Below are 24,933 nucleotides of genomic sequence, written 5' to 3'. Positions count from 1 at the left end.
GCCCACACTTCGGGATTCGTAACCCGCTGCCCCGCTGAGTCGTTGAGATCGGATCTGTCGCAGCAATACCACTCGATCGCGTGGTCTTAACCAGCCGGGCGGTATCCGTAAGCTCTTCGGCATGACCACTGTGGCTGATCTCGAGCGGGACCCGCACGCTCTGCTGGCCAGCATCCGGCCGGTCGGTTGGGTCGACGCGCTCGACGGCTGGGTGGTCACGAGCCGCGAGTTGGCGATGCAGGTGATGCGGGATCCGGCCACCTTCACGGTGGACGACCCGCGCTTCTCGACGGCGCAGGTCGTGGGGCCTTCGATGTTGTCGCTGGACGGCGGGGCGCATGCCGCGCACCGGGCGCCCTTCGAGCATCCGTTCAGCCTGGCGCAGACGCGGGCCCGGTTCACCACCTTCGTCGAGGAGGAGACCGACCGGCTGGTCTCCCTGATCGAACCACTCGGGGCCGCCGACCTCCGCCGTACGGTCGCGGGGCCGTTGTCCGTCGCAGTGGTCGCACACTCGCTGGGCCTGGCGCAGACCGAAGCGGCGACGGTGCTGGAGTGGTACCAGGACATCTCGTCGTCCGTCAGCGGCGTCTCCGCAGGTCATCCAGTGACGGCTGAAGGTGCGGCGGCCTTCGCCAAGCTGCACGCACATGTTGCCGGGAGCATCGATCAGGCCGACTCACTGATCGCCGAGGCGGCGCGGGCCGGACTGGGTACGGACGAGGTGGTGGCGAACGCCGCGGTACTGATGTTCGGCGGCATCGAGACCACCGAGGGCATGATCACGAACGCCCTGTGGCACCTGCTCACCAATCCGTCGCAGCTGGCTCTGGTTCTGGCTGACATGTCGTTGCTGCCCAACGCTGTGGAGGAGTCACTGCGGCTCGAGCCGGCAGCCGCTGTCGTCGACCGCTACGCCACCCGGGACGTCGAGTTGGCCGGCGCCTCGATCAAGCGCGGCGATCTCGTCACGGTGTCGCTCGCCGGCGCCGGTCGCGACCCAGCGGTCTTCCCGGACCCCGATGCGTTCGACGTACGGCGAGCCAACGCCCGGCGACACCTGGCCTTCGCGAGCGGGCCGCACATCTGCCTCGGCATGCACCTTGCGCGGTTGGAGGCAGTCACCGCCCTGACTGCCCTTCTGACCCGCCTGCCGGACCTGACGCTCGATCCGGCGTCTCCCCCGCCGCGCGGCCTGGTCTTCCGCAAACCGACCGCCGTGGACGTCAGCTGGACGGTCGCCTGAGCACGAGCATCGCGGCCTCGTACGACGGAGTCAGCCGCTCGGGTTCCGCCTCGGCATCCTTCCTGAACGCCTCGAACCCGGCCTCGATCTCCTCCTCCCGGAGATGCTCGAACGTCGAGAGCGCCCGCACCCGCATCCGCTCGTACGCCGTACTGAAGGTGCGCGGGCCTTCCACGTCCAGCCAGACGGGTTGTTCATCCGGTTGGAGGCCAGCCTGCTCGGCGAGTTCGCGAGTCTCGGCCACCGACAGGTACATCCCCGCGTCGACTTCACGCGCCGAGGGGAAGTAGCCGTACCAGAAGAGATCCGGCATCTGATCGGCGAACTGGGTCCTCAGCAACACCACGCCGCCCGGCCTGATCACCCGGGCGAGCTCGCGCAACGCCTGCGCCTGATCCCTGAAGTGATGGAACGCCAGATACACCAGCGCAACATCGCACGTGGCGTCCGCGAGTGGAATCGCCTCGGCCGCACCGTCGAGATAGGTGACATCCGGATGAGCCGCGCCGGCCACAGCCTGCCTGCGCATCTCCCCGGACGGCTCGACCCCGTAGACCGGCCCACCGAACGTCTCCGCCAACGCCGGCGTGAACCGCCCGATCCCACACCCCAGATCCAGCACGGTGAGCGGCCGCCGCTCCGGCACCTCCGCCGCGAAAGCCCGCATCCACCCCTGCAAACTCTCCGCCGCCAACCCCCGCCCAGCCGCATAAACCCGATGCAACCGCCCGTCATAATCCACCATGCCGAGACCCTAGGCCCGCCGAGCGTCATCCGGCGACAACGGGCTCATGCTGACTGTCAGGCCAAGAGGACGTCGTAGCCCAGGCGGAGGATGAGGGCTGAGACGACTACCAGGAAGATGATGCGGACGAAGCGGCTGCCGCGGGCTACTGCGGTGCGGGCGCCGAGGAGGCCGCCGAGCATGTTGGCGAGGCCCATCGTCAGGCCGAGTGCCCACATCGGGGCGCCTCCGATGGTGAACACCGCGATCGCGGCGAGGTTGGTGGCGACGTTGGCGATCTTCGCCTTGGCGCTCGCGCGGAGGAAGTTGTAGCCCATCAACCCGACCAGCGCGAAGATCAGGAACGACCCGGTACCAGGCCCGACCGCGCCGTCGTAGAACCCGATCAGCGCACCGACCGCCCCCGCCGCCACGTAGTGCGCCCGCCCGTCGAAGCGGAGCGCAGTACGGGCTCCCAGCGACGGCTTCATCGCGGTGTAGATGGCGACGGCGACCAGCAGCACGAGCACGATCGGCTTGAACCACGACATCGGGATCCGCGTCGCCACCAACGCTCCGGCCGCCGACCCGAGACCCGCCATGATCGCCAGCGGCAGCACCGTACGCCGGTCCGGGCGGACCTTGACGCCGAAGGTCACCGCGCTGGTCGCCGTACCGAACAAGGAGGAGATCTTGTTGGTGGACAGGATCTGGGCCGGCGACGCGCCAGGCAGACCGAGCAGCATCGCGGGCAACTGGATCAACCCACCGCCGCCCACCACCGCATCGATCCAGCCGGCCGAGAACGCGGCCACCACCAGCAGTACGAGAGTCCACAGGGAGATGTCAGGCACGGCGGTACACAAGGGCAGAAGAGTCGATCACGGCCTCAGCATCCGGTAAGGCCATTATTCTGCTCAACCATTACACGGGGTGGAGTGAGGCGAGACACAGACCGTGATAGCGGCGAGACACAACTCGAACCCGGGGAGTGAGGGAGACGAGGCGCAAGACAAACCGCGGAGGGCGGTGGAACAGTGAGTGGATGGCCTCGTCGATCCTGCCTCCCGAGGGCGAGCAGCTCGCCACCGGCTGGGAACCGGACCTCTCCCCCACCGACTCCCTCGTCCGCCAGGCCGTCCTCGCCCACGCGTCCTGGTCGACCGACGCCGCCCGACGCACCGGACGACCCTGGTACGACGGCGCGGTCTGGGCGGGCGGGATCCTCGGCGAGCGGGGGCCGATCACCAACTGGATCGTCCCGAAACAGCCGGTCGATCCCGCCGAGGTGATCGCCGCCGTCGACGAGGTGTTTCTGCCGCACGTCCCCTACCTCTTCGTCAGCGCCTGGCCGACGGGTGACCTGCGGCAGCACGGGCTGAGCCTGGCGGGCCATCCGCCGTTGATGGTCCGCCTACCCCAGACCTCGACGCCGCCACCGACCACCGATCTGGAGATCCGTCAGGTCACAGACGCCACCGGTCTGGCCGACGCCGAACGCGCCCTGATCGAGGGTTATCCGCTGCCTGAACTCCAACCGTTCCAGGCCGGCACTCTCTACGCGGCGAACTTCCTCGACGGCCCGTCCACGGCTTGGGTCGGCTACGACGGCGAGGAGCCGCTGGCGACCTCCGCCGCCCACAACGCCGCCGGCCTGACCGTCGTGGAGAACGTCGCGGTCCTTCCCGCCGCCCGAGGCCGAGGCGCCGGCGCCGCCATCACCTGGGCCGCCACCAACCACCACTCCACGCAGCCCGCCGCCCTCATCGCCAGTGACGCCGGCCAACCCATCTACCACCGCCTCGACTACCTCCGCCTCGAACGCTGGACGGTCTGGGTCCACCCCTGAGATAGCCACGTCCTACGAGCAACCCCGAGGTCCGTCGAGCACGGCGATGCCGACCCGGCTGATCTCGTGGATCACGTGGCAGCCGTCGCGTCTGGTGCTGATCAGCCCCGGCATTCCGCAGTTGCGACCGTGAGCCAGAACAATTAGCCCGCCTTCAACGCAGACCCAGTGAACGCGGGAAAGGGTGTGCCCCAGCGGGGCACACCCTTTCGGCCAAGTGCTGGGGTCAGCCGCGGACGACCGAGACCAGGTGGTCGACGACGTCGGCGACCGGGATGTCGGTGCGGGTGTTGGTGCGGCGGTCCTTGACCTCGATGGTGCCGTCCGCGAGGCCCTTGCCGACAACGGCGATGGTGGGGACGCCCAGGAGTTCGGCGTCCTTGAACTTGACGCCCGGGGAGACCTTCTCGCGGTCGTCGTAGAGCACCGACAGACCGCGCGACTCCAGCTCGGTGGCGATCGAGGCGGCCTTCTCGAAGACCTCGGCATCCTTGCCGGTGGCAACCAGGTGGACGTCGGCCGGCGTGATCTCGCGCGGCCAGATCAGGCCGAGCTCGTCGTTGTTGCCCTCGGCGATGGCGGCGACCGCGCGGGTCACACCCACTCCGTAGGAGCCCATCGTGACAGTGACCAGCTTGCCGTTCTGGTCGAGCACCTTCAGGTCGAGCGCCTCGGCGTACTTCTTGCCGAGCTGGAAGATGTGCCCCATCTCGATACCGCGGGCGGCCTCGAGCGGACCCGAGCCGTCGGGCGCCTCGTCACCGTCGCGCACCTCGGCGGCCTGGATCGTGCCGTCGGCGGTGAAGTCGCGGCCGTACACCAGGTTGATGACGTGGAAGCCGGTCTTGTCCGCGCCGGTCACCCAGGCAGAGCCCTCCGCGACTCGGGGGTCGAGCAGGTACCGGATACCGGAGGTGTTCTCCGAGCCGAGCACGCCCGGCCCGATGTAGCCCTTGGCGAGCGAGGGGAACTTCTCGAAGTCCGACTCCTCGAACGCGGCCACCTCAGCGGGCTCGACCTGCGCACCGAGACGCTTCTCGTCGATCGCGCGGTCTCCCGGTACGCCGATGGCCAGCGGCTGACGCGTCCCGTCCGGGTTCACCAGCATCACGAGCACGTTCTTCAACGTGTCCGCGGCGGTCCACTCCCGGCCGTCCGCACGGGTGTGCTTCGCGTTCAGCGAGTCCACCAGAGTGTCGATGGTCGGAGTGTCCGGGGTGTCGACCACCTCGGCGGCGGGCACGTCCGACGCGTCCACCTTCGCCGCCTGCGGGACCACGACGGCCTCGACGTTCGCCGCGTATCCGCCCGGCGAGCGCACGAAGGTGTCCTCGCCGTTCTCAGCGATCGCGAGGAACTCCTCCGACGCCGAGCCGCCCATCGCGCCCGACATCGCCTGCACGATCACGTAGTCGAAGCCGAGCCGGTCGAAGATGTTGATGTAGGCCTTGCGGTGCAGCTCGTACGACGCCTGCAGCCCTTCCTGGTCGACGTCGAACGAGTACGAATCCTTCATCACGAACTCGCGCCCGCGCAGTACGCCGGCCCGCGGCCGCGCCTCGTCGCGGTACTTGTTCTGGATCTGGTAGATCGACAGCGGCAGATCCTTGTACGACGAGTACAGGTCCTTCACGACGAGGGTGAACATCTCCTCGTGGGTCGGGCCGAGCAGCATGTCCGCGCCCTTGCGGTCCTTCAGCCGGAAGATGTTCGGCCCGTACTCCGTCCAGCGGCCGGTCGCCTCGTAGGGCTCGCGGGGCAGCAGCGCCGGGAAGAGCAGCTCCTGCGCGCCGATCGCGTTCATCTCCTCGCGGACGATCCGCTCCACGTTGCGCAGCACCATCAGGCCCAGCGGCAGCCAGGTGTAGATGCCGGGCGCGTTGCGGCGGATGTAGCCGGCGCGGACGAGCAGTCGGTGGCTCGGGACCTCCGCGTCCGCCGGGTCCTCGCGAAGGGTGCGAAGGAACAGCGACGACATGCGCAGAATCACGAGAGTCTCCAAGCAGGACAGGTGTGAACAGAACTACTGACGGCAACGAGGATATCCGGCCGCGACCAGTGCTCTCACCACATTTCCACAGGGGGCGCCGCCGCTATCTGGCCGGGGTGGTCTCGCGGGAGGCTTTCAGGGCGGCCCGGATGAGCGGGATCTGGAGCGGCAGACGGGCGAACGCGATCGTCTTGGCGCGAGGCGATCCCTTGCGGTTCAGGTCGATGGCCATCTGGCAGTTCGCGGGGAACACGGCGGTGAGCAGGGCTGCGCTGGCGAGGCCGGCGGCGCGGCGGGTCCGGGGATGGAGGAGGCCGGCGGCGCAGGCGAGTTCGGCGACGCCGGAGGCGTAGACGAGGTCCTTCCTGCGCGGGAGTTGGTGCGGGACGATGCGTTCGAAGGGTTTCGGCTTCACGAAGTGCAGTACGCCCATGACGGCGAAGAGCGCTGCCAGGCCGGTGGTGCTCCTGCTTCGTTTCGTCATGACGTGGACTTTAGCTCAAGTTGTTACTGCTCAGTACTGCGTGCGCGGGGGCTGGGCGATTAGGGAAGGGGGCCGTACGGGGTGGCGGCGGAGCTCAGAACAGGATCGTCGCGAACGTCTCGATCGTCCGGAACCCGACCCGCTCGTACGCCGACCGGGCCGGGGTGTTGAACGCGTTCACGTAGAGCGTCACCACCGGCGAGATCCGCCGGGCGAGCTCGACCACCGCGGCCATTCCCGGCGCGGCCAGACCCTCACCGCGGCGCGACGGATCCACCCACACGCCCTGGATCTGGCAGACGCCGGACCCGACCGAACCGATCTCGGCCTTGAACACGACCTTGCCGTCCTCGATCCGCGCGAACGCCCGGCCGGCCCGGATCAGCTCGGCCACCCGCGACCGGTAGAAGGTCCCGTCGGGCCCGGTCTGTGGCGGGACGCCGACCTCTTCGGTGTACATCGCCACGCAGGCCGGATAGAGGATGGACAGCTCGACGGGTTCGACCGCGCGCACCAGTGGATCGGGCGCGATCGCGGGCGCGGTGTCGATCACCATGAACGGCTGGTCGTCACGGACCTCGCGGGCCGGACCCCACTGCGGTTCGAGCGCCGCCCAGAGCTGGTCGACGGCACGCGCCGGTCCGAGGATCTGGAAGCAGTTGCGGCCGCGGCGAAGCGCGTAGGCCGCGAAGGCGCGTAGCGCGGCCTCCCCGGCGCCGACCGGAACCATGTTCCCGCCGGCATGGCAGAGGGCTTCCAGCTCGCCCTTCTCGACGTAGCCCCAGACCTCCGCGCCGCGGCGCGGGTCGAGCCCGGATGCCTGCACCAGGCTGTCCACGAAGACGTTGATGACCGGATCGCGGGCGATGACGGCCCTCGCTGCTGACAGGTCGCGAGGACCCAGTACCCGTACGCCCACGGGGCAGAACCTAGCTGATCCCGCCCTCTGAGGCCTGTAATGGGTCGTGCGCTGCCGCTATTGCCCGCAGCGGAGAGGTCCAGGCGACCGCGACCGCGAGGAAACCGAGCATCCCCATCGCGACCATCGCAGGCCGTACGCCGAGCTGACTGCCGAGCACACCGCCAAGGATCGAGCCCAGCGTCCAGCCCACTCCCCACGACAGCATCCGGCCGGCGGTGTTCACCCGGCCGAGCAACTGCTCCGGCGTCACCTGCTGGCGGTAGGAGATCGCGTTGACGATCACCAACACGTACGCCGAACCCCAAGCCAGCAAGGCGATCGCGGCCAGCGGCCAGGTCGGCATCAACGGGGTGACGATCCCGAGCACCGCCGAGACCGGGATCGCGTACAGGGTGATCGCAGCAGGCGGCAGCCGCTTCAGCAACCGGGGCAGCCCGACCGCGGCCGCCAGTCCCCCGATCCCCCACGCGCCCCAGACCAACCCGAACCGCAGCCCCGAAGTACCGACATGCAAGGCCCGGTCCAACCAGACCACCATCAGCGCGACGAAGCCGCCGCCCGCGAACGACTGCAGGCTCCCCACGATCGTCATCGTCCGGACGCCCGGATGCCGGACCAGGAACCGAAGCCCCTCGGCGATGTCCTTGAACACCACTCCGGGCCGCAGCGGCGCCTGCCCCTCCCGCTGCTCGGACATCGCCCGCACGATCCCCCGTACTGCGCTCGCCGACGCGACGAAGCTCAGGGCGTCCAGCGCGAGCAAGGTGGCTGGGTTGAGTACAGCGAGGACGAGCCCGGCAAGCGGCGGCACGAACAACTCGATCAGGCTGGAGGCGGTCCACACCGCCGCGTTCGCCTGAGCGACGCGAGCCCGCCCGACCAGGACGGGCAGCGCGCCGAAGTTCGCGCCGTCGAAGAACGTGTAGACCATCTGCACGACGAACCCGACCACCAGCACCTGCGGCACGGTCAGGATGCCGAGCCAGTGCGCCAGTGGGATCGAGCCGATCACAACCGCGTTGACCAGGTCCGCCGACACCATCACCCGTCGGCGGTTCCAGCGATCCGACAGCGCGCCCGCGAACAACCCGGTCAGCAGGTACGGCGCCGCCTCCAGCGCGGTGACCAACGCGGTGAGAAAGGGCGAACCGCTCAGCCGGTAGACCAGCACGGGCAAAGCGACAGCCGTGACCATCGATCCGGTGATCGAGAGGGCCCGAGCCAACCAGTACCGGCGGAAGTCCGGGTCGTCGCGCAATCTGTCGCTCACGGAGGTCATCCTGCGGTCTCAAGGGAACTGGAGGTCAAGGCTCATCCACATCAACTCGTCGCCCAAGTCTCTGGCCGGTGTCGTCCGGGGCGTTCCGAACCCGTGCTTGCGGTAGAAACCGATCGCCGGCTCGTTGGTGATCAGCACGTCCAGCAGGAGTTGCTCTGTCCCTGCCGGCAGAGCCGCGATCGCCCCGTCCAGCAGGGCCTTGCCGACGCCCTTGCCTTGATACTGCGGCAGCACGTACAGCTTCCACATCACCCAGAAGCCCTCCTCCTGCCCGAGCGCGACCATCCCCACGACCTTTTCGTCGTCGAGGGCGATCAAAGTGATGCCTTGGCGGATGCCCCGGTCTACCGCCTCCGGGGACCACCAGGCGGCCAGTCCGTCGACGATGAACTCGGGCGACGCCAAGCTTCTGTATGCGACCGGCCAGGTCCTGAGCCCGACCTCCCGTACGGCGTCGGCGTCGCCCGGCCAGGCGCGGCGTACTCGGATCACCCGTGGACTCGCAAGATCAGCCCGTCCGGATCCACGACGGACAACCCGTCGGGCGCCTCCGTCGGCTCATACCCGGTCGCCACGAGCCGACGTACGACCTCATCCAGAGGCTCCGACGTGGACAGCTCGAGCCGTACTTCGACCTCGACCGCGGGTGGGTCGAAGCGCACCAGCTCGGCGTTATCGCCGCCAAGGGTCTGGAGGAAACGCTGCCATGCGGCTTGATCCTGGACGGCCAGACGGGGTGTCACCGACCAGCGCGCGTCCGGATGCGCGTCGTGCAGCTTGTAGCCGTAGAGGTCCTTGCTGCGTTCGTCGATCCAGAGGGTGGTGTCGTCGGGCCCCAGGACCGAGAGGACCCGTCCATAGGCTTCGTCCCAGATGGCCACCTCCTGATAGCCGGCCGCTTCGAGCCGGCCCTTCAACTCGTCGATCTCATCGGCCTCGAAGGACACCCGGGTATCCCTCGCCTTGGCGCCGGTACTGCTGCTGGCGGCGTCGTGCAGCGCGACCATCCCGCGCCCCGCGACCATGTCGACCCAGCCGCCGCGCTCCGACTCGATCCGGGACCGCAGCCCCAAGGTCTCCAGGAACGCCCGCATCGCCGGTACGTCGGCGCTGAACCGCAGTGGTCGGACAACGATCTCATTCATCCCTCGGCCTCTCCGTGCTCGTCCAGGTACTTCGTCAGGGCCTGCTCGACGAGGGCAGACAAGCTCGCGCCTTCGTCGATCGCCTTGTGCTTGACCCGTCGGATCAGGTCGGGCGGCAGGTAGACGTTGAACTGCGCCTTCTTGGCAGCTTCCTCGGTCATGGCTATGATGCTAGCAATTTAGCGAGCTACTAGACCAGGGAGCACCCCGATGACCTTGCGTCTCGACCACCTCGGCCTGATCTCCGACACTGCGGACAAGAACAAGGACCTGGCCGACTTCTTCTCTCGCGTGCTCGGCCTTGAGGTGTCCGGCGACGCCGCGGAGGGCTACGCGGAGGTGAAGGCCGGCGCGATCACGATCGCGCTGCACCGCGGCGCGATGATCGACGACGTCGCACCACTCGGCGGCACCCTGCTGCAGTTCAGCAGCGAGGACATCCACGCCGACATCGAGGCGATCCGCGCTCGCGGCGGCAAGATCGCCCTGGAACCCACCACCACCGACTGGGGAACAACCTCCGCCTACGTCGCCGGCCCCCACGGACTACTGGTCGAACTCTCCACCGCGAACACCTGAACCGGCGCCTGCAGAAGCGGCGTCTGAGGGGTCAAGCCTCCAGCAGGTGGGTTGCATGTCGAGAACCTGACGCTGCAACCCTGCCTTTCAGGGGTTGCCCCCTGAAAGGCAGGTCGCGCGCCCAGTCGCGCGGGAGGGACGGCGGCGTGTCCGTGGCTGCCGGCCGAATCGCGGTCATGGTGGCCGGTTCGCGGTAGTGCTGGCCGGTTCGCGTGGTGCTGGGCGGCTGGCGGATGCGGAAGAGCGCACCCGCCAACGCACTCACTGGCAGAACATCATGACCGCGGTGGTCGAACGCCTCGCGTCAGACGGCGGTCGGCTCGCGTCAGACGGCGGTGAGTAGGGCGTCGTCCAGTTCCTTGAGGAGCTTGGCCTTGGGGCGGGCACCGACGACCGACCAGATCAGCTCGCCGTGGTGGAACAGCATCAGCGTCGGCAGCGCCATCACCCGGTAGCGCGACGAGATGGACGGGTTCTCGTCGGAGTTCAGCTTCACCACGGAGAGCCGGTCCTTGCGCTCCTCCGCGATCTGGGCGAGCACCGGGACGATCTGGTGGCACGGCGGGCACCACTCGGCCCAGAAGTCCACCAGCACCGGCTTGTCCGCGCCCAGCACCACTTGGTCGAAGTTGGCTTCGTCGACAGATTGCAGATCGCTCATAGTGTCTCTCTCACTCTCGTTCTCCAGCTTTCGGCATCGGTGAGGAGATCGGTCAGCCTGGCCCGCAGATCGGTCAGTTCGGCGATCCGCTGGTCCACCTCGGCGATCCGGATCCGGTAGGCCGTCAGCGAGGCCGGGCAGACGTCCGCCCGGTCGTTGCCGGCCCGCAGGCACTCGATGAACGGGTAGGTCTGCTCCGCCGTGAGTCCAAGCGACAGCAACGCCTTGATCTCGCGGACCACCAGCACGTCCTCGGCGCTGTAGGTCCGGTAGCCGTTGGCTTCCCGGTTGGGCTTCAGCAGGCCCTGCGATTCGTAGTACCGCACTGCCTTGACTGTCACGCCGGCCTCGGCCGCCAGGTCGCTGATATGCATTCCGCCTCCTCGACACCGACGCTAAACCCTGCCCCCAGGGTCAAGGTCAAGCCAGAATAGCCGGATGCTACTCGGAAGCTTCGTCCATGACCCGGACCTCGACCTGACCGCGCCCACGCTGCAACGGACCTCGGTCCGCGGCGTGCTGTTCCGCGACGACCACCTGCTCCTGCTGGCGTCGCGACACGGCGACTACAAGTTCCCGGGCGGAGGTGTCGAGGCGCGGGAGTCGATCCCCGCGGCGTTGCAGCGCGAGTTCCTGGAGGAGTGCGGCCTGCCTGGCGTCGAGATCGGCCTGGCCATCGGGATCACGACTGAGTACCTGCGCGCGATCGAACCGGAGTACGAGGTGTTCAAGCTGACCTCGCACTACTTCTACTGCTCCTCTGACGGCGAGCCCGGTGAGCCGGACCTGGAGGGCTACGAGCTCGAACTCGACCTCGAACCTCGCTGGGTCACCGTGTCCGAGGCGCTGGCGGCGAACCGCGCGGTTCGGGCCGGCGGCGTCGGCGTCATGCGCTGGCTGGACCGCGAGATCCAGGTGCTGTCACACCTGGCCGACCTCTGACCGAACCCACTCCCCCAGCGCCTTGGCACTCGCGTCGACCAGGGCCGGCCAGTCCATCGCCGCCTCGTCGGCGGAATCCGACACATGCTTCACCAGCCGAACCGGTACGCCGAACTCCCGGCAGGCGAACACGACGCCGTACGCCTCCATGTCGACCAGATGCGCCCGCTCCGCCAACCGCGCCCTGATCACCGGGTCGGTCACGAACACGTCCCCCGACGCGAGCACGGTCCCGTCGCCCCCGTCGACCTTCAGCGACTCTTGCGGATCCAGCCCGATCGCCCGGACCGCGTCCGCGTTGATGTCATGGTTGATCACCTCGCTCGGGAGGTAGAGCCCGGCCATCCCGTCGCGCAGCGCGCCCGTAGTACCGACGTTCAGCACCACCAGGTCCGCGGTATCGCGCTCGGCCAGAGCCCTGGAGACGGCCACGGCGGCAGCCGTCTTACCGATCCCCGTCACAACGACAGGAATCCCCTCCGGCACGTATCTGGCTTCCGCCCGAATCGCGCTGACAACCATGTACTCCGTCACCCGCCGAAGGCTATTCCCCACCTCCATCCCCTCGCCCACCCCCTGCCCCGGCCCCGGCCCCGGCTCCGGCTCCGGGCCTCGCGTCCGGCCTCGACCCCGGCCCGAACCTTGTGCACCATCTGAGCATCCACCGCCCAACCAGGCACTCACTCCAGGCGCAAAGTCAGGCCCCCGCCCTACCGGAGCGCACCTTGTGCATCACCTGAGCAGATCAGAGCGCACCAGACACTCACACCATGCACAAAGTCGGCCAGCTCCAGGCTGCGCACCACCAGCCGGTACGCCGCCAGCGGCGCCGCAATCAGACCCCCGGCCACGCCGGCGTCAGGCCCTCGCCATGCTGGAGCGCACCTTGTGCATGGGCTGAGCGTGAGCTGGCGAGCCGGGTGCTCAGGTCACGCACAGAGTCCCGTGCTCCGTGCGGCAGGTCGGGGCCTGCGGCGCTCGCTGGAGTTAGCGGCGATCTTCCGGGGGAACATCGCCGGGCGCGCTCGCGTTCGGGAGCGCCGGCGCTCGGCGAGCGGGGCGAGCGGGCGAGCCTCGGTCGGACTCGCCAAGGGGCCGTATGGCGACCCCGAGGCGGCGGAGGAGTGCGGGACTGGGGTCAGCTGACTGTGACGGTGGGTTCGCCGCCGTCGACGGACTCGCCCATCTCCTCGGCGATACGCATGGCCTCTTCGATCAGGGTCTCGACGATCTTGGACTCGGGCACCGTCTTGATCACCTCGCCCTTGACGAAGATCTGGCCCTTGCCGTTGCCGGAGGCAACACCCAGGTCGGCCTCGCGCGCCTCGCCCGGGCCGTTGACGACACAGCCCATCACGGCGACGCGGAGCGGGACCTCCATGCCCTCGAGCCCGGCGGTGACCTGCTCGGCCAGCGTGTAGACGTCGACCTGGGCGCGACCGCAGGACGGGCAGGAGACGATCTCGAGCTTGCGCTCGCGCAGGTTCAGCGACTGCAGGATCTGCAGGCCGACCTTGACCTCCTCGACCGGCGGCGCGGACAGCGAGACGCGGATCGTGTCGCCGATGCCCTTGGACAGCAGCGCGCCGAACGCGACGGACGACTTGATCGTGCCCTGGAACGCCGGGCCCGCCTCGGTGACACCGAGGTGCAGCGGCCAGTCGCCCCGCTCGGAGAGCAGTTCGTATGCCTTCACCATCACGACCGGGTCGTTGTGCTTGACCGAGATCTTGAAGTCGTGGAAGTCGTGCTCCTCGAACAGCGACGCCTCCCAGACGGCCGACTCGACCAGCGCCTCGGGCGTCGCCTTGCCGTACTTCTGCAGCAGCCGCGGGTCCAGCGAGCCGGCGTTGACGCCGATCCGGATCGACGTGCCGTGGTCCTTCGCGGCGGCGGCGATCTCCTTGATCTGGTCGTCGAACTTGCGGATGTTGCCCGGGTTCACCCGGACCGCGGCACAACCGGCCTCGATCGCGGCGAACACGTACTTCGGCTGGAAGTGGATGTCCGCGATCACCGGGATCTGCGAGTGCTCGGCGATCTCTGGCAGCGCGTCCGCGTCGTCCTGCGACGGACAAGCGACCCGGACGATGTCGCAGCCGGCCGCGGTGAGCTCCGCGATCTGCTGCAGCGTCGTGTTCACGTCCGAGGTGAGCGTGGTCGTCATCGACTGCACGGACACCGGCGCGTCACCGCCGACCAGCACCTTGCCCACCTTGATCTGGCGGGTCTTGCGGCGTGGCGCGAGGGTCGGGGGAGGCAGCGCGGGCATGCCCAGGGAGATGCTCATGTGTCCTTTAACCGTTGTGAGTTTAGCCGTTGAAGAGCTTGATCGGGTTGACGATGTCGGCGATGACGAGCAGCACGCCCATCACCACGATGAAACTGGCCGCCACGTACGCGATCGGCAGCAGCTTGGCGACGTCGACGTACCCCGGGTCGGGCCGGCCGCGCAACTTGGCGAACCCGCGCCGGATGCCTTCCCAGATGGCGCCGATCATGTGGCCGCCGTCCAGCGGCAGCAACGGAATGAAGTTGAACAACGCCAGGAACAGGTTCAGCGAGGCGAGCAGCGAGACCAGGAACGCGATCCGCTCTCCCCCGGTCAGCGAGTTGTTCGACGCGACCTCACCGGCGACCCGGCTGGCGCCGACGACACTCATCGGGCTGTCCTGGTCGCGGTTGCCGCCTACGATCGACTTCGCGACCCCGACCAGCTTCTCCGGGAAGTTGCCGAGCGCCTTGACCGTGGCGACGGTCAGCTCACCCATCTTGTCGACGACGAACCCGAAGTCCTGCCGCTCGACCTTCTGCTCCGGCGAGACGCCGAGGAAGCCGACCGACACGATCTTGTCGGAGCCGGCCTTCTCCACCACCTGATTCAGGATGGTGTTGGTCTGCAACGTGGTCTGCTGACCGTTGCGCTCGACGACGATGACGGCGGGCTTGTCGGTGTTCGCCCGGATCAGCGGGGTCAGGTCGTCCCAGCTGCTGATCGTCGTCCCGTTGAACGACAGGATCTTGTCGCCGACCTGGAACCCGGCCAGCTTGGCCGGCGACTCCTTGTCCGCCGGCTCACACTTGCGATCGGCGGTCGCCTGATCCGCCGGGATCACGCAGTCCGTGACGGTGGCGACCGTGGTCTGCGCGACGTTCGCGCCGTACAGCATGAACAGCCCGCCGAACAGCACGAACGCGATCAGCACGTTCACCAGCGGTCCGGACGCCATCACGATCAGCTTCTTCCACCACACCTTCTGGTAGAACAGCCGGCCGTCGTCCGCCGGATCGATCGTCTCGTACTCCGCGCTGCGGGCGTTCTCCACCAGCGACTGGATCGGGCCGGTGTTGGCCTTGCGGACCCGCAGGGGCTCAGTCGGATCCTGGCTGTTCTTACTCGGCGGCAGCATCCCGATGATCCGGACGAACCCACCGGCGGGGATGAGCTTGAGCCCGTACTCCGTCTCGCCGCGCTTGGTGGACCACACGGTCCGGCCGAAGCCGACGAAGTACTGGGTCACCTTCATGCCGAACGCCTTCGCGGGCAGCATGTGACCCATCTCATGCAGCGCCACCGACGCCAGGATGCCGATCACGAACAGCACGACGCCGATGAGTGTGAGGAGTGCGCTCATGCCTTTGTGGTCTCCTGGCCCTGGTCGTTCGCGGTGGCGGTCAGTTCGCGGGCCCGGGCCCTCGCCCAGGCGTCCGCGGCGAGTACATCGTCGATGGACAGTTCCTCGTACGAGGGTACGTCGTGTTCGGTCACAACCCGGGCTACGGTGTCGACGATCCCCAGGAACGGCAGCCGCCCCTCCCGGAACGCCTCCACACAGACCTCGTTGGCGGCATTCAGTACCGCGGGCGCCGTGCCGCCGCGTTCCCCGGTCTCCCGGGCCAGCTGGACCGCGGGAAACGCCTCGTTGTCGAGCGGCTCGAACTCCCAGCTGGAGGCGGTGGTCCAGTCACACGCGGGGGCGGCGTCCGGAATCCGGTCGGGCCAGCCCAGCGCGAGGGCGATCGGCAGCCGCATGTCCGGCGGGGACGCCTGGACCATGGTCGAGCCGTCCACGAACTCGACCATCGAGTGCACGATCGACTGCGGGTGCACGACGACGTCGATCCGGTCCATCGGGAGCCCGTAGAGCAGGTGGGCCTCGATCACCTCCAGCCCCTTGTTCACCAGGTTGGCGGAGTTGATCGTGATCACCGGGCCCATGTCCCAGGTCGGGTGGTTCATCGCCTGCTCGGGCGTCACGTCGGCCATCTCGGCCCGGCTCCGGCCGCGGAAGGGACCGCCACTCGCGGTCACCAGCAGACGGCGTACCTCATCGGCTGTGCCGCTGCGCAGACACTGGGCGATCGCCGAGTGCTCGGAGTCGACCGGCACGATCTGGCCAGGCTTGACCCTCTTGACGACCAGCGGGCCGCCGATGACGAGGGATTCCTTGTTCGCCAGCGCCAGCGTCGTACCGGCGTCCAGCGCGGCCAGAGTCGGCTGCAGCCCGACGGATCCGGTGATGCCGTTGAGAACGACGTCACACGCCAGCCCGGCCAGCTCGGTGGAGGCATCAGGGCCGGTGAGGATCTTGGGGATCCGGAACTCGCCCTGGGCGTAACCGCGGCGCTGCGCCTCGGCGTAGAAGGCGAGCTGGAGGTCCTGCGCGACCGTGGCCTTGGCGACACCGACGACCTCGACCTCGAACTCCAGCGCCTGCTGGGCCAGGAGGTTGACGTTGTCGCCGCCTGCGGACAGAGCAAGCACCCGGAACCGGTCGCGGTTCCGCCCGATCAGCTCGAGGGCCTGGGTCCCGACCGAGCCGGTCGAGCCGAGGATGACGACGGTTCGCGGATTCACGCGGCCATTGTTCCAGGTTCCGGACGGTTCGCGGAGACGGCTGGCGCAAGCGGATGACCACGGTGCGGCGCTACCTTTGCTTCTATGAGTCTGGAACAGCCGCCGCCCGGCCATCGGGCATCTGACCGCGACCGCGAGCACGCCGCCTCGATGATCCAGGAGGCCCACAGCGACGGCCGGCTGGACTTCGAGGAGATGGACCAGCGGCTGACCCAGATCTACTCCGCCAAGACCCAGCTCGAGCTCCGTACCGCGACCGCCGACCTGGTCCCGGTCGCGCACGGGGACGCCGCCGAGCTCACCATCCGTGCCAAGCACAGCTCCCAGAAGCGCGAGGGAGCATGGAACGTGCCGGAGCGGATCGTCGCCCTCCCCGAGCACTCGTCGGTGAAGCTCGACTTCACCGACGCCGTCGTGCGCTGGCCCGAGATCGAAGTCGAGGTCCGCCCGAAGCACAGCTCTGTCCTGATGATCGTTCCGGAGGGCTGGAGCGTCGACATCGACCAGATCGACATGGTCGGCAGCAGCTCCAAGAACACAGCCGGCACTCCGAAGCCCGGGGGCGTCCGCCTCCGCGTCACCGGCGAGGCCCGCTGGAGCAGCGTCGTCGTCCGCCACCCGCGCAAACGCCGCTGGTGGTGGCCCTGGTACCGCAAGTGAGGTGATCCACAGGTTGTTTGTGGGGTTTGCCTCAGGTCGCTCAGGTGCGGTTGACGCTAGCGTGGCGGCATGACGGTTTCGCTGGATCTCGTGGACGTGGACTCGCTGCTCACCGAAGAGGAAGTCGCCATCAGGGCGACCGCCCGCCGGTTCGCCGACGAGCGGCTGCGGCCGCACCTGCCGGAGTGGTTCGAGTCGGCGACCATCCCCGCGCGGGATCTGGCGAAGGAGCTCGGTGCGCTCGGACTGCTCGGGATGCACCTGACGGGGTACGGCTGCGCCGGGCTCGGACCTGTCGCCTACGGCCTGGCCTGTCTGGAGATCGAGGCGGCCGACTCGGGGATGCGGTCGCTCGTCAGCGTGCAGGGATCGCTCGCGATGTACGCGATCTGGAAGTACGGCAGTGAGGAGCAGAAGATCGAGTGGCTCCCCCGGATGGCGGCGGGTGAGGCGATCGGGTGCTTCGGCCTGACCGAGCCGGACTTCGGATCCAACCCCGGCGGCATGCGGACGAATGCCCGGCGCGACGGCGACGACTGGGTGCTGAACGGCTCGAAGATGTGGATCACCAACGGCTCCGTGGCCGACGTGGCCGTCGTCTGGGCCCGGACGGATGACGGCGTGCGCGGGTTCGCCGTACCGACTGAGACGCCTGGGTTCTCCGCGCCGGAGATCACCCGAAAGATGTCGCTGCGGGCGTCGGTGACCTCGGAGCTGATCCTGGACGACGTCCGGCTGCCGGCGTCGGCGATGTTGCCGGAGGCCCGTGGTCTGTCCGGACCGCTGGGCTGCTTGAACGAGGCGCGTTTCGGCATCATCTTCGGCGCGATGGGCGCGGCCCGCGACTGCCTGGAGACAGCCGTGGACTATGCGGCCGAGCGGCAGGTGTTCGACAAGCCGCTGTCGGCGTACCAGCTGACGCAGGCGAAGTTCGCGGACATGGCGGTCGAGCTGAACAAGGGCATCCTGCTCGCGGTCCATCTCGGCCGGCTGAAGGAGAAGGGCTCGCTGCGCCCCGAGCAGGTCAGCGTCGGCAAACTGAACAACGTCCGCGAGGCGATCGCGATCGCCCGCGAGTGCCGCACGATCCTGGCCGCGAACGGCATCAGCGGCGAGTACCCGGTGATGCGGCACGCCAACAACCTCGAGTCCGTCCTCACCTATGAAGGCACGTCCGAAGTCCACCAACTAGTCATCGGCCAGGCAATCACCGGCCAAGCCGCCTTCCGCTGATCCACCCCGCGCTGTGCTGAATGAGCCGCGGGTTGATCGCGGGGTGCTGCTGCATGCGCTTCGCGAGTTGTATTGCATGGCGTTCGATGGGCTGCGGTTCATCCCGTTGGGCTGGGCGTCGGCGGGCTACTCAGTGAACGCCGGCGGCGAGCAGTACTTCCTCAAGTTGTGGCCGGGTGGTCGTGGTGCGGCTGGCGCCGTGGCTCGGCTGCCATTGGTGCGCGAGCTTCACGAGGCCGGGTTCCGAGCCCGCGTGCCATATCCCGTGCCCACCTCAGCTGGGAAGCTCTCCGGCTCGGTGCCGGCCGGCGTCGTCGCGTTGTTCCCGTACCTCCCCGGTACTACGCCTGCCGACTGGCCGAGGTGGCCCGACACCGTGCTCGACGAACTCGGCCGGGTTCTTGCAGACCTGCATTCGGTCTCACTTTCCGCTGTGCTCCCCCGCGAGCAGTTCTCGTTGGCAGTCGCCGATGAGCTCCGGCTCCACCTGGCCGAGCGGGTCGTCCGGCCGCAGCGAGCCGCGCTCATGGATCAGCTCGAACGGCTGGAGCGGCTGCAGTCCGCCGTACGCCGACTGCCGTCACGGTTCGTGGTGTGCCACACCGACCTGGCCGGGGACAACCTGCTGGTCGACGAGCATGGTCGACTCAGTGCACTCGACTGGGACAACGCCACGCTCGCGCCTCCGGAGTACGACCTGTCCCTCCTTCTACACGGCGAGCAGCCTGTCGACGGGCACGCGTTGCGCCGCGGGCTCGCCGCCTACCCAGCGGACGTGCCGCTGTCGTCGGACCTGTTCGCGTTCTTCCTGCTCCGCCGGTACGTCGAGGACTACACGGCACGAGTGGTCCGCCTGCAGCACGGCTTCCCCGACCCGGCCGATGCCGAGGAAGCCCGCGAAGGCATGCGCACCTGGGGATCCGCCCAGTGGGAGCGGCTGGACGTCACCCTCTCGATCGTGCGCGAGGCTCTCCAAGATCGCTGACCAACACCTACGCACTCTGTCGGCTGGACGGCAGTGCACCCGGCGGAATCGATCTCCGACTCTCGCCCCGGCGTGCTGTGGAGTTCGCCAGTGCCCAGGCAGCCATCATCGGCAGTGTGCCGGCTCCGGCGGACAGGACGGCGCTCAGCGCGAGGTCGAGTGGCAGCCAGCCGAGCAGCAGAGCCGGCACCAGCCATGGCCTGTATCCGTCGCGCAGGAAGGCAACGCCGAGCAGCACCGAGCCGACCACGGTCAGCAGGTAGCCGGGCATTCCCGCAGCGATGTAGGCGACGTCCAGTCCGATCCAGAAGAACCCGAAGAGTCCAAGGACCATCAGGGCCAGGCCGGGCAGTGTCAGCCGCCAGCCCCACCGCTCCAGGCGCCCTGCACGACGGCTGCGACTGACCTGCAGCGCGCTGAGAGCGGTCACGGCGAGCAGTACGGGCCACACCTTGCCGTACGCCCGATAGACCGTGTCTGCGTCCGACCAGTCGAGCAGCGACCGCAATGCTCGTGCGGCGGGCTCGGCCCACCACTGGACGGCTCCACTCTCCAGGTCCTCCTTTCCGTCCGGTGTCGCGAACCGTGCCAGCGCGTGCAACGGCGCGAGAATGACACCGACTCCGGTGGGCACCCAGACCCACCAACTGGTTTGCCGCTGTTCAGGATTCATCTCTGCCTCCTCGGGATGCGCCATTTGCGGCGACCGTAATTCGAGTACTGCGGCTGCGGCGTCGGCTCCCGGGTCGGTCTCTTCTCCATCTTTGGGTTGACCCGCCGCGCCGTCGGCGGATCTACCATCAAGGCGTGAGGTGGGGATACCCGTCGGCGCTGCGGCAGGCCGTAGTACCGGCGGCACTGGGCATCGTTGCCACCGTCGAGCTCGTGGCCCTCGATCTACCGGGCACGGCCACGGCGCTGGTCATCGACTGGATCGCCTGCGCATTGCTCGTACTGCGTGGGCGGTTCCCGCTGGCCGCCTGCACTCTTGCGGGTCTCGTTCTACTCATCCCTGTGGGTGAGGTCGACGAGGCTGCCGCGCCGATCCTCATCCTCGCGCTGGCGACGATCACGATCGCCCGGAGGGTCGGTGGCGTGCTCGCGCTGACGCCGCTCGCGTTGTTCCTCGCCGCGCTGGCCTGGGGATATCTGCGCCTCGATCAACCGATGGACGTCTCCGATCTGGTGTTCGTGTCGGCCGTCGTCCTGCCGCCCTACGCGTTCGGCCGGCTGATGCGTTCACTCGACGCCCGGAACCTCCAGCTGGCCGAACAGGCCGAGCTCCTCGTCAGGCATCAGGAACTGGTACGGCGGGAGGCGGTCGCGGCCGAGCGAGCCCGGATCGCGCGCGACCTGCACGACGTCATGGCCCACTCGGTGAGCGCGATGGTGGTGCAGGCCGCGGCTGCTCGCGACCTGCTGCGGAACGATGTGACCGGTGCCGAGGCCGCGATCGACGAAGTCACCGCCGTGGGGCGCGAGGCGCTCGGGGAGACCGGGAGGTTGCTGCGGCTGATTCGTGACACCGACGACGAGGTCGAACCTGCTGCACCACTGGGACTCGACCGCTTGCAAGAACTCGTCGATCGGTTCCGCCGCAGCGGGCTGCAGGTTGACCTCACCGTCGAAGGTCAGCTCGCGGCACTTCCGGCCGACGTCGACGTGTCGGGTTATCGGATCATCCAGGAGGCGCTGACCAACGCACTCCGCTACGCCGCCGGCCGGATCGCGTCAGTGCGGATCACCCGTACGGCGACGGGGCTGCGGATCCGCGTCGAGAACCCCACCTCGGGTCCCCCGGACAGTGGCGGCGGACTGGGACTCCTCGGAATGGGCGAGCGGGTCGCCGTTCTCGGTGGTCACCTCACCCACGGTCGCGGCGACGATGGCTGCTTCGTGCTGACCGCCGACCTGCCGCTCGTGCGATGAACAGCGTCGTGATCGCGGACGACCAGGACCTGGTGCGATCCGGCCTGGCGCTGGTGCTGCAGGTCCGTGGTTTCAGCGTGGTCGCCGAGGCCGCGGACGGCAGGAAGGCGATCGAGGCCGTACGGCGTACGGATGCGGACGTGGTGCTGATGGACATCCGGATGCCCGTCCTCGATGGCATCGGCGCGACCCGCGAGCTGGTCCGGATCGGTTGCCGGACCAAGATCCTGATGCTGACCACGTACGACCTCGACGAGTACGTGTACTACGCGCTCCGGGCCGGCGCGGCCGGGTTCCTGCTGAAGGCGACACCGCCCGACGTGCTTGCCGCCGGCATCCGGACCGTGGCGGCTGGCGAGGCGTTGCTGGCGCCCAGCATCACCACCCGGCTGATCGAAGAGCACATCGGCAGACCTCCACCGGTGACGGGCTTGCCTACAGGATTGGCATCCCTGACGGAGCGAGAAGTCGCTGTTCTCACGGAGATCGCGCGCGGCCGATCGAACGAGGAGATCGCGTCGGTCCTGGTGATCAGCGAGGCCACGGTCAAGACGCACGTCAACCACCTCCTGGCCAAGCTCGATCTCCGCAATCGCGTCCAGGCGGTCGTACTCGCCTATGAGACGGGCTTGGTCAGACCTGGCCGCTGACGCTGTTCGAGGTCAGTGGTTTGAGCAGGTAGTCGCAAGGATCCCGGTGGCTGCGGACGATGTTGCCGTCGGCATCTTTCTCGGTCCACTCGTCCAGCACCTGGCCGTCTGCCCACAGCTCGTAGCCCAGGCGTTCGTACAACCTGCGTGCGCCGGGATTGTCCAACCCGACGGCCAAGCCGACGTACGCGCGACCCCACTCCGCGGCGATCCCCTCGGCCGCGGCGACGATCGCAGTACCGATGCCTTGGCCCTGCACATAGGCGTGCAGGGCGTTGATCTCGGCCGGCTCGTACTTCGCCTGGATCGTCGGGTACTTCGACTCGCGCAGCAGCATGGTGTGGCCGACGACGGCACCAGCCCGGCGGGCGAGGAGGAAGAGGTCTTCACCGCGGAGTTGCTGCTGCCATCGTTCGCGGAGGTGTTCGCGGGCGGCCGGATGCTGCTCTGCCTCGATCAGCTGGTCCACGTCCGTACTGGTGGCCGGTCTGATGTCGTCCATCCACCGACCGTAACCAGTGAAGGCACCTCGCGCCGAACCATTTACGTCGCGGGTGAGCCGGTTTAAGGCTGGCTGAAGAGTCCGGGCGACAGTGACGGTACAGACCACGAAGGGCGGGCGTGATGACACACCGGAACAGGGAGTTGCTGGAGCGGCTGTGGCCGACGGACGGGCAGTTGGCGCTGTCCGCCGAGGCCGAACACGAAATGCGCGCGGAGGACTACGTCCTGGAGATGCCGCAGTCCGGCGAACGCATCGTCGGCCGGGACACGATGCGGGCGATGCAGCAGGAGTACCCCAGCCCGCCCTCGATCCAGATCCAGCGCATCATCGGCTCCGGCGACCACTTCGTGGTGATGGGCCGCTCCGACTACAGCGGCGACATCTACTACGTCGCCAACATCGTCGAGTTCGCCGACGGCCGCATAGCCAAAGAAACCCGCCTCTACGCCACCCCCTTCGACCCGCCACCCTGGCGAGCCAAATACGCCACCCCGGCCTGAAGAATCTGAATTACTTGGCAACCTCGGTGGCGCGAGACTCCCGCACGACAGTGACGCGGATCTGCCCCGGATAGGTCAGCTCCTCCTCGACCTGCTTGGCGATATCCCGCGCCATCACCTGCGCGGCGATGTCATCCACCGCGTCCGGCATCACCATCACCCGGATCTCCCGCCCGGCCTGCATCGCGAACACCTTCTCCACGCCGTCGTGGTGCATCGCGATCTCCTCGAGCCGCTCGAGCCGCTGCACGTATGCCTCCAACGACTCGCGCCGCGCCCCCGGCCGGCCGCCGCTGACGGCGTCAGCCGCCTGCGTCAGTACCGCCTCGACCGTGCGCACCTCGACCTCGTTGTGGTGCGCCTCGATGCAGTGCACGACGTCGTCGTCCTCGCCGTACTTGCGCGCCAGATCCGCCCCGACGATCGCGTGGCTGCCCTCGGACTCGTGCGTGAGCGCCTTCCCGATGTCGTGCAGGAACGCACCCCGCTTGCACCGCTTGACGTCCAGCCCGAGCTCGGCGGCCATCATCCCAGCGATGTGCGCCGACTCGATCAGGTGCTTCAGCACGTTCTGCCCGTACGACGTCCGGTACCGCAGCAGGCCCATCGTCCGGATCAGCTCCGGGTGGAGATCCGTGATCCCCACGTCCGCCATCGCGTCCTCGGCGGCCCGCTCGCACAGCTCGGCCACCTCGCCCTTGCTGCGTTCGTAGATCTCCTCGATCCGGCTCGGGTGGATCCGCCCGTCGAGTACCAGCGAATCCAGCGTCAGCCGCGCAGTCTCCCGGCGTACCGGGTCGAAGCAGGACAGCAGCACCGCTTCCGGGGTGTCGTCGATGATCAGGTTGACGCCGGTGGTCTGCTCGAACGACCGGATGTTGCGCCCCTCGCGACCGATGATCCGGCCCTTCATGTCGTCGCTCGGCAGGTGCACCACGGAGACGACGGACTCGCTGGTCTGCTCGGACGCCAGCCGCTGCACCGCGCCGGTGATGATCTTGCGGGCCTTGATCTCGCCCTCGTCCTGCGCCTGGCGTTCGATGTCGCGGACGATCGTGTGCGCGTGCCGCTTCGCCTCGGCCTCGATCGCGGCGACCAGTTCGGTCTTCGCCTGCTCGGTGGTGAGGTTCGCGACGCCTTCCAGGATCCGGCGGCGCTCCTCCTCGAGATCGCGGATCTCGGCCTTGCTGCGATCGAGCTCGGCCAGCTGAGCGGTCAGCCCGGTCTGGCGTTCCTCGATGCTCCGGTGCTGCTCGTCGAGACGCTCTTCGCGCTCGGTCAACCGGTGTTCGCGCCGCTCCATCTCGAGCCGCTGCTCGCGCAGGTCGTCGCGGATCGACTGGGCCTCGGACTCGGCCTCCCGCCGTACGTCGGACGCCCGCTGCTCGGCTTCCCGTCGTACCTCGGACGCGCGGTCCTCGGCGCCGCGCCGGATCTCCTCGGCGCGCTGTTCGGCCGCCTCGGCCCGGACCCGCAGTACGGCGGCCTCTTCCTCGGCCTGTCGGCGCACGAGCTCGGCGGCGGACTTGGCGCCGGAGGTGATGGTGGCTGCCTCGAGCTTCGCGTTCGCCTCGGCGGCGGTCGCGGCCGCGGTCGCGTCGGCGACCTTGCGGCGGGACAGCGTGAAGCCGATCCAGGCAAGCAGGCCGACGATCAGCAACCCGATCAGGACGAGCCCGACTGATGCCGCCGTCGGCAGGGCCGCGAGTGACATCGGCGTCTCCCCTCTTCGAGTCGCGCCCGCGGGGGCGTGACTTTTGTCAACGTGGAAGGGATGCGCCACTTGAGCGGT

28 protein-coding genes are annotated in these 24,933 nt (G+C 68.3%); 10 read left to right on the top strand and 18 right to left on the bottom strand.

The genetic code is table 11. The features are described 5' to 3' along the window. The first annotated feature begins 121 nt into the window (after nt 1-121). A complete protein-coding gene (locus tag ACFPJ1_RS25100; RefSeq protein WP_380107511.1) occupies nt 122-1,246 on the top strand; it encodes a cytochrome P450 in 1,125 nt (374 codons plus the stop codon). On the opposite strand, the gene ACFPJ1_RS25095 is transcribed toward ACFPJ1_RS25100, so the two are convergent. After that, entirely contained in the window at nt 1,227-1,991 is a 765-nt protein-coding gene (locus ACFPJ1_RS25095; RefSeq protein WP_380107508.1) for a class I SAM-dependent methyltransferase, read from the bottom strand. The two genes, ACFPJ1_RS25100 and ACFPJ1_RS25095, sit on opposite strands and share 20 nt — an antisense overlap. 56 nt (nt 1,992-2,047) lie before the next feature. Further along, nucleotides 2,048-2,824 carry a TSUP family transporter gene (locus ACFPJ1_RS25090; RefSeq protein WP_380107507.1) on the bottom strand — a complete coding sequence of 259 codons (777 nt, stop codon included), beginning with the start codon at nt 2,822-2,824 and terminating at the stop codon, nt 2,048-2,050. A 191-nt stretch (nt 2,825-3,015) separates the two neighbouring features. On the opposite strand from ACFPJ1_RS25090, the gene ACFPJ1_RS25085 reads away from it, so the two are divergent. Continuing rightward, nucleotides 3,016-3,819 carry a GNAT family N-acetyltransferase gene (locus ACFPJ1_RS25085; protein WP_380107505.1) on the top strand — a complete coding sequence of 268 codons (804 nt, stop codon included), beginning with the start codon at nt 3,016-3,018 and terminating at the stop codon, nt 3,817-3,819. Between the two features lie 226 nt (nt 3,820-4,045). On the opposite strand, the gene ACFPJ1_RS25080 is transcribed toward ACFPJ1_RS25085, so the two are convergent. The 7 genes from ACFPJ1_RS25080 to ACFPJ1_RS25050 all read right to left on the bottom strand — a co-directional run bounded on the left by ACFPJ1_RS25080 (nt 4,046) and on the right by ACFPJ1_RS25050 (nt 9,800). Then, a complete protein-coding gene (locus ACFPJ1_RS25080) occupies nt 4,046-5,809 on the bottom strand; it encodes a proline--tRNA ligase (protein ID WP_380107504.1) in 1,764 nt (587 codons plus the stop codon). A 103-nt stretch (nt 5,810-5,912) separates the two neighbouring features. Then, the gene (locus ACFPJ1_RS25075; RefSeq protein ID WP_380107502.1) at nt 5,913-6,293 is read right to left on the bottom strand and encodes a DoxX family protein; all 381 of its coding nucleotides are present in this window, start codon (nt 6,291-6,293) and stop codon (nt 5,913-5,915) included. A 94-nt stretch (nt 6,294-6,387) separates the two neighbouring features. Continuing rightward, nucleotides 6,388-7,212: a GNAT family N-acetyltransferase gene (locus ACFPJ1_RS25070; protein WP_380107500.1), complete on the bottom strand. Its 825-nt coding sequence runs from the start codon at nt 7,210-7,212 to the stop codon at nt 6,388-6,390. Between the two features lie 10 nt (nt 7,213-7,222). Continuing rightward, nucleotides 7,223-8,485, bottom strand: a complete 1,263-nt coding sequence (locus ACFPJ1_RS25065) for an MFS transporter (protein ID WP_380107498.1) — start codon at nt 8,483-8,485, stop codon at nt 7,223-7,225. A gap of 18 nt (nt 8,486-8,503) precedes the next feature. Next, nucleotides 8,504-8,986, bottom strand: coding sequence for a GNAT family N-acetyltransferase (locus ACFPJ1_RS25060; RefSeq protein ID WP_380107496.1), 483 nt, complete (start codon nt 8,984-8,986; stop codon nt 8,504-8,506). Continuing rightward, on the bottom strand, nt 8,983-9,639 hold the full coding sequence (locus ACFPJ1_RS25055; RefSeq protein WP_380107495.1) for a VOC family protein: 657 nt from the start codon (nt 9,637-9,639) through the stop codon (nt 8,983-8,985). Before ACFPJ1_RS25055 ends, ACFPJ1_RS25060 begins: the two co-directional genes overlap by 4 nt. Further along, a complete protein-coding gene (locus ACFPJ1_RS25050; protein ID WP_132285501.1) occupies nt 9,636-9,800 on the bottom strand; it encodes a ribbon-helix-helix domain-containing protein in 165 nt (54 codons plus the stop codon). The genes ACFPJ1_RS25055 and ACFPJ1_RS25050 overlap by 4 nt, the downstream gene beginning before the upstream one ends. Nucleotides 9,801-9,849: 49 nt before the next feature. On the opposite strand from ACFPJ1_RS25050, the gene ACFPJ1_RS25045 reads away from it, so the two are divergent. Then, complete coding sequence (locus ACFPJ1_RS25045) at nt 9,850-10,218, top strand: VOC family protein (protein ID WP_380107493.1); 369 nt, start codon at nt 9,850-9,852, stop codon at nt 10,216-10,218. Between the two features lie 325 nt (nt 10,219-10,543). On the opposite strand, the gene trxA is transcribed toward ACFPJ1_RS25045, so the two are convergent. Next, nucleotides 10,544-10,879: a thioredoxin gene (trxA, locus tag ACFPJ1_RS25040; protein ID WP_380107492.1), complete on the bottom strand. Its 336-nt coding sequence runs from the start codon at nt 10,877-10,879 to the stop codon at nt 10,544-10,546. Beyond that, complete coding sequence (locus ACFPJ1_RS25035; RefSeq protein WP_380107490.1) at nt 10,876-11,253, bottom strand: MerR family transcriptional regulator; 378 nt, start codon at nt 11,251-11,253, stop codon at nt 10,876-10,878. The genes trxA and ACFPJ1_RS25035 overlap by 4 nt, the downstream gene beginning before the upstream one ends. A 64-nt stretch (nt 11,254-11,317) precedes the next feature. Between ACFPJ1_RS25035 and ACFPJ1_RS25030 the strand changes: the two genes are divergently transcribed. Next, entirely contained in the window at nt 11,318-11,821 is a 504-nt protein-coding gene (locus ACFPJ1_RS25030; protein ID WP_380107488.1) for an NUDIX domain-containing protein, read from the top strand. Here the strand turns inward: ACFPJ1_RS25030 and ACFPJ1_RS25025 are convergent. From ACFPJ1_RS25025 to dxr, 4 genes are all read right to left on the bottom strand, one after another. Next, complete coding sequence (locus ACFPJ1_RS25025; RefSeq protein ID WP_380107487.1) at nt 11,801-12,355, bottom strand: nucleosidase; 555 nt, start codon at nt 12,353-12,355, stop codon at nt 11,801-11,803. The two genes, ACFPJ1_RS25030 and ACFPJ1_RS25025, sit on opposite strands and share 21 nt — an antisense overlap. A 604-nt stretch (nt 12,356-12,959) precedes the next feature. After that, nucleotides 12,960-14,111, bottom strand: a complete 1,152-nt coding sequence (ispG, locus tag ACFPJ1_RS25020) for a flavodoxin-dependent (E)-4-hydroxy-3-methylbut-2-enyl-diphosphate synthase (RefSeq protein WP_380107486.1) — start codon at nt 14,109-14,111, stop codon at nt 12,960-12,962. A 22-nt stretch (nt 14,112-14,133) separates the two neighbouring features. Beyond that, entirely contained in the window at nt 14,134-15,456 is a 1,323-nt protein-coding gene (locus ACFPJ1_RS25015; protein WP_380107485.1) for a M50 family metallopeptidase, read from the bottom strand. Beyond that, nucleotides 15,453-16,679 carry a 1-deoxy-D-xylulose-5-phosphate reductoisomerase gene (dxr, locus tag ACFPJ1_RS25010; protein WP_380107483.1) on the bottom strand — a complete coding sequence of 409 codons (1,227 nt, stop codon included), beginning with the start codon at nt 16,677-16,679 and terminating at the stop codon, nt 15,453-15,455. Before dxr ends, ACFPJ1_RS25015 begins: the two co-directional genes overlap by 4 nt. A gap of 84 nt (nt 16,680-16,763) precedes the next feature. Here dxr and ACFPJ1_RS25005 point away from each other — a divergent pair, with 84 nt between their 5' ends. From ACFPJ1_RS25005 to ACFPJ1_RS24995, 3 genes are all read left to right on the top strand, one after another. Then, on the top strand, nt 16,764-17,339 hold the full coding sequence (locus tag ACFPJ1_RS25005) for a DUF1707 SHOCT-like domain-containing protein (protein WP_380107481.1): 576 nt from the start codon (nt 16,764-16,766) through the stop codon (nt 17,337-17,339). A 69-nt stretch (nt 17,340-17,408) separates the two neighbouring features. Continuing rightward, complete coding sequence (locus ACFPJ1_RS25000) at nt 17,409-18,572, top strand: acyl-CoA dehydrogenase family protein (protein ID WP_380107480.1); 1,164 nt, start codon at nt 17,409-17,411, stop codon at nt 18,570-18,572. 76 nt (nt 18,573-18,648) lie between these two features. Continuing rightward, nucleotides 18,649-19,557, top strand: a complete 909-nt coding sequence (locus ACFPJ1_RS24995) for an aminoglycoside phosphotransferase family protein (RefSeq protein ID WP_380107479.1) — start codon at nt 18,649-18,651, stop codon at nt 19,555-19,557. Nucleotides 19,558-19,564: 7 nt separating this feature from the next. Here ACFPJ1_RS24995 and ACFPJ1_RS24990 read toward each other — a convergent pair whose 3' ends face one another. Then, the gene (locus ACFPJ1_RS24990; RefSeq protein WP_380107478.1) at nt 19,565-20,230 is read right to left on the bottom strand and encodes a hypothetical protein; all 666 of its coding nucleotides are present in this window, start codon (nt 20,228-20,230) and stop codon (nt 19,565-19,567) included. Nucleotides 20,231-20,364: 134 nt separating this feature from the next. Between ACFPJ1_RS24990 and ACFPJ1_RS24985 the strand changes: the two genes are divergently transcribed. Further along, nucleotides 20,365-21,486, top strand: a complete 1,122-nt coding sequence (locus ACFPJ1_RS24985; RefSeq protein WP_380107476.1) for a sensor histidine kinase — start codon at nt 20,365-20,367, stop codon at nt 21,484-21,486. Beyond that, nucleotides 21,483-22,136 carry a response regulator gene (locus tag ACFPJ1_RS24980; RefSeq protein ID WP_380107475.1) on the top strand — a complete coding sequence of 218 codons (654 nt, stop codon included), beginning with the start codon at nt 21,483-21,485 and terminating at the stop codon, nt 22,134-22,136. Before ACFPJ1_RS24985 ends, ACFPJ1_RS24980 begins: the two co-directional genes overlap by 4 nt. Here the strand turns inward: ACFPJ1_RS24980 and ACFPJ1_RS24975 are convergent. Then, nucleotides 22,120-22,638 carry a GNAT family N-acetyltransferase gene (locus ACFPJ1_RS24975; protein WP_380107474.1) on the bottom strand — a complete coding sequence of 173 codons (519 nt, stop codon included), beginning with the start codon at nt 22,636-22,638 and terminating at the stop codon, nt 22,120-22,122. The genes ACFPJ1_RS24980 and ACFPJ1_RS24975 overlap by 17 nt on opposite strands. Before the next feature lie 122 nt (nt 22,639-22,760). Here ACFPJ1_RS24975 and ACFPJ1_RS24970 point away from each other — a divergent pair, with 122 nt between their 5' ends. Then, nucleotides 22,761-23,141 carry a nuclear transport factor 2 family protein gene (locus tag ACFPJ1_RS24970; protein ID WP_380107473.1) on the top strand — a complete coding sequence of 127 codons (381 nt, stop codon included), beginning with the start codon at nt 22,761-22,763 and terminating at the stop codon, nt 23,139-23,141. A 10-nt stretch (nt 23,142-23,151) separates the two neighbouring features. Here the strand turns inward: ACFPJ1_RS24970 and rny are convergent, their stop codons facing one another. After that, nucleotides 23,152-24,855 carry a ribonuclease Y gene (gene rny / locus ACFPJ1_RS24965; RefSeq protein ID WP_380107471.1) on the bottom strand — a complete coding sequence of 568 codons (1,704 nt, stop codon included), beginning with the start codon at nt 24,853-24,855 and terminating at the stop codon, nt 23,152-23,154. Nucleotides 24,856-24,933: the final 78 nt, after the last annotated feature.

The sequence above is a fragment of the Kribbella qitaiheensis genome (assembly GCF_042657745.1).
Classification (GTDB): domain Bacteria; phylum Actinomycetota; class Actinomycetes; order Propionibacteriales; family Kribbellaceae; genus Kribbella; species Kribbella qitaiheensis.
This window is presented reverse-complemented; position numbering and strand designations above follow the sequence as displayed.